Annotated in this window: 4 protein-coding genes; all 4 read left to right on the top strand. The window is 70.9% G+C overall.

Annotation, left to right across the window (positions count from 1 at the left end):
* Window positions 1–660: substrate-binding domain-containing protein (locus ABZ260_RS45175; RefSeq protein WP_355630448.1), on the top strand; the 660-nt coding region annotated here is incomplete at its 5' end.
* Window positions 661–802: 142 nt separating this feature from the next.
* On the top strand, window positions 803–1,954 hold the full coding sequence (gene rhaI, locus ABZ260_RS45170) for an L-rhamnose isomerase (RefSeq protein ID WP_355569308.1): 1,152 nt from the start codon (window positions 803–805) through the stop codon (window positions 1,952–1,954).
* A gap of 51 nt (window positions 1,955–2,005) precedes the next feature.
* Entirely contained in the window at window positions 2,006–4,048 is a 2,043-nt protein-coding gene (locus ABZ260_RS45165; protein ID WP_355630445.1) for a bifunctional aldolase/short-chain dehydrogenase, read from the top strand.
* Window positions 4,049–4,088: 40 nt separating this feature from the next.
* Window positions 4,089–5,516, top strand: coding sequence for an L-fucose/L-arabinose isomerase family protein (locus tag ABZ260_RS45160; RefSeq protein ID WP_355630442.1), 1,428 nt, complete (start codon window positions 4,089–4,091; stop codon window positions 5,514–5,516).
* Window positions 5,517–5,799 lie beyond the last annotated feature (283 nt).

Raw genomic sequence — 5,799 nt, 5'->3', positions numbered from 1 at the left:
ATCGTCTCCTACGACTCCGACGCCTCCAAGGACTGCCGTGACCTCTTCATCAACCAGGCCAACTCCGAGGAGATCGGACGCAGCCAGGTGAAACTACTGTCGGAGATGATCGGCGGCAAGGGCGAGGTGGCGATCTTGTCGGCGACGGCGAACGCGACCAACCAGAACACCTGGATCGAGTTCATGAAGGACGAGCTGGGCAAGCCCGAGTACGCGGAGATGAAACTGGTCAAGGTCGCCTACGGCGACGACGACGACCAGAAATCCTTCCAGGAGACCCAGGGACTGCTGCAGGCCTACCCCGACCTGAAGGGCATCATCTCCCCGACCACGGTCGGTATCTCCGCCGCCGCCCGCTACATCTCCGGTTCCAAGTACAAGGGCGAGGTCGTGCTGACCGGGTTGGGCACCCCGAACCAGATGCGCCAGTTCGTCAAGGACGGCACGGTGCAGAAGTTCGCGCTGTGGAACCCCAAGGACCTGGGCTACCTGGCCTCCTACGCCGCCGCGGCGCTGGCCTCGGGGCAGATCACCGGCGCCGAGGGGGAGGTGCTCAAGGCGGGCCGGCTCGGCGAGCGGACCATCGGCAAGGACGGGGAGATCATCTTGGGTCCGCCCTTCGTCTTCGACAAGGCCAACATCGACCAGTTCGACTTCTGACCGGCACCACCGGCACGGCCCGCCCGACCCGCGCGCCGTGCCCCGGTGGGACCGGCCGGCGTGCGCGCCGGAACGGTCGGACCGCGTACCCCCACTGGATCAGGAAGATAGGAGGAGGGGCTGTCACGGCCCCGGAGCTTCGATGAGCGACATCAAGGCCGCCCTGCTGGCGCAGGCCATCGAGACCCCGTCATGGGCGTACGGCAACAGCGGTACCCGGTTCAAGGTGTTCGCCCAGCGAGGGGTGCCCCGGGATCCGTACGAGAAGCTCGCGGACGCCGCCCAGGTGCACGCCTTCACGGGCGCCGCGCCGAGTGTGGCGCTGCACATCCCCTGGGACAAGGTCGACGACTACGCCGGCCTCGCGGCGCACGCGTCGAACCTGGGAGTGCGGATCGGCGCGATCAACTCCAACGTCTTCCAGGACGACGACTACATGCTGGGCAGCGTGACGAGCCCGGACGCACGGGTGCGGCGCAAGGCGACCGACCACCTGCTGGAGTGCGTCGACGTCATGGACGCCACCGGTTCGGACACGCTGAAGCTGTGGTTCTCCGACGGCACCAACTACCCCGGCCAGGACGACATCCGTTCCCGGCAGGACCGGCTGGCCGAGTCGCTGGCCGAGGTCTACGACCGGCTGGGCGAGCACCAGCGCTTCCTGCTGGAGTACAAGCTGTTCGAGCCGGCCTTCTACACCACCGACGTGCCCGACTGGGGCACCGCCTACGCCCACTGCGTCAAGCTCGGCCCCAAGGCTCAGGTGGTGGTCGACACCGGGCACCACGCGCCGGGCACCAACATCGAGTTCATCGTGGCGTTCCTGCTGCGCGAGGGCAAGCTGGGCGGGTTCGACTTCAACTCCCGCTTCTACGCCGACGACGACCTGATGGCGGGGGCCGCCGACCCGTTCCAGCTCTTCCGTATCATGTTCGAGGTGATTCGCGGTGGCGGATACACCGAGGACGTGGCGTTCATGCTGGACCAGTGCCACAACATCGAGCCGAAGATCGCCGGGCAGATCCGGTCGGTGATGAACGTGCAGGAGGCCACGGCCAAGGCGCTGCTGGTGGACCGGGCGGCGCTGGCGGCGGCGCAGTCCGCCGGTGACGTGCTGGGGGCCAACGGGGTGTTCATGGACGCCTACAACACCGACGTGCGTCCGCTCCTGGCGGAGGTGCGCGCCGAGCGGGGGCTGGACCCCGACCCGATGGCCGCCTACGCGCGCTCGGGGTACTTCGAGAAGATCGCCGCCGAGCGCGTCGGCGGTGCCCAGGCCGGCTGGGGCGCTTGAGACCCGCGCCTCGCATGCTGAGAACACGGTTCATTCGTTGGGGGATATTTCATGAGAACGCCGGTTGAGAAACTGCTGCAGCGGTCACGCGCGCTCGGTGCGGACCCGCGCAACACCAACTTCGCGGGCGGTAACACCTCGGCCAAGGGCATGGCCGTCGACCCGGTGACCGGCTCCGACGTGGAGCTGATGTGGGTCAAGGGGTCCGGGGGAGACCTCGGCACGCTGGCCGAGACGGGCCTGGCCGTACTGCGGCTGGACCGGCTGCACGCCCTGAGCGGTGTCTACCCGGGGGTCGAAGGCGAGGACGAGATGGTCGCCGCGTTCGACTTCTGCGCCTTCGGCAAGGGCGGCGCGGCGCCGTCGATCGACACCGCGATGCACGGCCTGGTGGACGCGGCGCACGTGGACCACCTGCACCCGGACGCGGGCATCGCGATCGCCACCGCCGCCGACGGTGAGGCGCTGACGGTACGGATCTTCGGCGACCGGGTGGTCTGGGTGCCGTGGCGGCGCCCCGGCTTCCAGCTCGGCCTCGACATCGCCGCGATCAAGAAGGACAACCCGCAGGCCGTGGGCTGCATCCTCGGCGGCCACGGCATCACCGCCTGGGGCGACACCTCCGAGGAGTGCGAGGCCAACTCGCTGTGGATCATCCGGACCGCCGAGGCCCACATCGCCGAACACGGCGCGGCCGAGCCGTTCGGCCCGGTCAGGCCCGGCTACCGGTCGCTTCCCGAGGAGGCCCGGCGTGAGCGGGCCGCCGCGCTCTTCCCGGTGATCCGCGGCCTGGCCTCCACCGACGTGGCGCAGGTCGGCCACTACACCGCGACCGACGAGGTGCTGGACTTCCTGTCCCGCGAGCGTCACCCCGAACTGGCCGCGCTGGGCACCTCCTGTCCCGACCACTTCCTGCGCACCAAGGTGGCCCCGCTGGTGCTCGACCTGCCCGCCGACGCGCCGCTCGACGACGCCGTCACCCGGCTGCGCGAGCTGCACGCCGCCTACCGCGAGGAGTACGCGGCCTACTACGACCGGCACGCCACCGCCGACTCGCCCGCCATGCGCGGCGCGGATCCGGCGATCGTGCTGGTGCCGGGGGTGGGCATGTTCTCCTTCGGCCGGGACAAGCAGACCGCCCGGGTGGCCGGGGAGTTCTACGTCAACGCGATCAACGTGATGCGCGGCGCCGAGGCGCTGTCGCGCTACGCCCCGATCGAGGAGAGCGAGAAGTTCCGGATCGAGTACTGGGAGCTGGAGGAGGCCAAGCTGCGCCGGATGCCGGCGCCGAAGCCGCTGGCCACCAGGGTCGCGCTGGTCACCGGGGGCGGCTCGGGCATCGGCGCGGCCACCGCCCGCAGGCTGGCCGCCGAGGGCGCGTGCGTGGTGGTGGCCGATCGCGACCTGGACGCCGCGGAGAAGGTCGCCGCCGAGCTCGGCGCCGGGGCCTACCGGGCCGAGGACGTGGCGACCGCCGTGCGGGTGGACGTCACCGACGAGGCACAGGTGATCGCCGCGCTCCAGGCGGCGGTGCTGGCGTTCGGCGGGGTGGACCTGGTGGTCAACAACGCGGGCCTGTCGCTGTCGCGCTCGCTACTGGAGACCAGCGTCGCCGACTGGGACCTGCAGCACGACGTGATGGCCCGCGGCTCGTTCCTGGTCTCGCGGGAGAGCGCCCGGGTGATGGTCGACCAGGGCATGGGCGGGGAGATCGTCTACATCTCCTCCAAGAACGCGGTGTTCGCCGGGCCGAACAACGTGGCCTACGGAGCGGCCAAGGCCGACCAGGCGCACCAGGTACGGCTGCTGGCGGCCGAGCTGGGCCAGTACGGGATCAGGGTCAACGGCATCAACCCCGACGGGGTGGTGCGCGGCTCCGGCATCTTCGCCTCGGGCTGGGGGGCCAACCGGGCGGCGGTGTACGGGGTTCAGGAGGAGAAGCTGGGCGAGTACTACGCGCAGCGCACCCTGCTCAAGCGCGAGGTGCTGCCCGAGCACATCGCCGCCGCGGTCTTCCAGCTGACCCAGCTCACCCAGACCACCGGCCTGCACATCCCGGTGGACGCCGGCGTCGCCGCCGCCTTCCTGCGCTGACCCCGCTTCCCGCGGCAATCCCCGCTGAGAGGAGAACGTCTTGACCACGGTCCTGGATCGGATCGCCCCACCCCGCACGAAGGTGGGACTGGTCGCCGGTGGGCTGGGAGCCTACTGGCCGCAGTTCCCCGACCTGCTCCCGCAGCTCCGGCGCTCCTCCGAGCGCGTCTCGGCTCGGATGCGGGAGCTGGGCTGCGACGTCGTCGACGTCGGCTTCATCTCCGACGCCCAGGAGGGCGCGGCCGCGGCGGAGAGGCTGCGCGAGGCCGGCTGTGACATCATCGTGGGCTTCCTGACCACGTACATGACCGCGACGATGCTCCTGCCGGTCGCGCAGCGCAGCGGCGCGCCGGTACTGCTGATCAATCTCCAGCCCAGCGAGTCGATGGACCACGCGACCTTCGACACCGGCCAGTGGCTCGCCTACTGCGGGGCATGCCCGCTGCCGGAGATGGCCAACACCTTCATCCGCGCGGGCATCCCCTTCCGGTCGGTGTCGGGGTACCTGGAGGACGAGCGGGCCTGGGCCAAGATCGGCCGATGGGTGCGGGCCGCCGGTGTGCGCGCTGCGCTGCGCCGGGGCCGCCACGGGCTGATGGGGCACCTCTACCCCGGCATGCTCGACGTGGCCACCGACCTGACCCTGGTGCCGGTGAACCTCGGCGGGCACGTGGAGGTGCTGGAGTTCGACGACCTGCGGGTGCGGGTGGAGAAGGTCACCGACGCCGAGGTCAAGGAGCGCACCGGTCTGGCACGGGAGGTCTTCGAGCTGGCCGACACGGTCAACGACGAGGACTTCGCCTGGGCCGCGCGGGTCTCGGTCGGGCTGGACCGGCTGGTGGAGGACTTCGCCCTCGACAGCCTGGCCTACTACCACCGGGGCCTGGACGGGGAGATCCACGAGCGGCTGGGCGCGGGCATGATCCTGGGCTCGTCCCTGCTGACCGCGCGGGGCATCCCCACGGCCGGCGAGTACGAGCTGCGTACCTCGCTCGCCATGCTGGTCATGGACCGGATCGGGGCAGGCGGTTCGTTCACCGAACTGCAGGCGCTGGACTTCGCGCGCGGTCATGTGGAGATGGGCCACGACGGCCCCGCCCACCTGGCGATCAGCGCGCGCCGGCCGCTGCTGCGCGGGCTGGGCGTCTACCACGGCAAGCGCGGGTGGGGCGTTTCGGTGGAGTTCGACGTGGCGCACGGTCCGGTGACCACGCTCGGCCTGCTGCAGCGGCGCGACGGGACGTTCGCCTTCGTGGTCTCCGAGGGCGTCACGGTGGAGGGCCCGCTGCTGCGGATCGGCAACACCACCTCGCGGGTGGACTTCGGCTGCGATCCGGGGGAGTGGACCGACGCGTGGAGCGCCACGGGCATCTCCCATCACTGGGCGCTGGGCACCGGCCACCGGCTGGCCGAGCTGCGCGCGGTCGCCGACCTGCTCGGCATCGAGGTCGTCCACGTCCAGCCCTGAGGCGCGGCCCCGCCGGTCGGCTCTCCCGAGGGAATGACCGCTTCGCCGGGCGACGGCGTGGCCCGCGACTTCGGGGAAAGCGCCCCGCGCAGGGGTGAACCACCCGCCATCCATCTGACGCCGATCCCGGACCCCTACGGCCCGGGGTCCATCCGCCCATGCCCGAGAACACCTCCGCGACGGTCTACACCGTCGGCTCCGGGACCTGGACCTTCCGGGCCCGCCCGACCGCGGGCTCGGTCACGGTACGGGGGGTGCCGGGCTACCTGCCCCAGACGCTGCC

The organism is Streptosporangium sp. NPDC006013, from assembly GCF_040614275.1.
Taxonomy (GTDB): domain Bacteria; phylum Actinomycetota; class Actinomycetes; order Streptosporangiales; family Streptosporangiaceae; genus Streptosporangium.
This window is presented reverse-complemented; position numbering and strand designations above follow the sequence as displayed.

Excerpts from the sequence above, each read along its gene's own strand:
- ABZ260_RS45165 (WP_355630445.1), top strand. The coding sequence starts at position 2,006 with ATGAGAACGCCGGTTGAGAAACTGCTGCAGCGGTCACGCGCGCTCGGT.
- rhaI (WP_355569308.1), top strand. The coding sequence starts at position 803 with ATGAGCGACATCAAGGCCGCCCTGCTGGCGCAGGCCATCGAGACCCCG.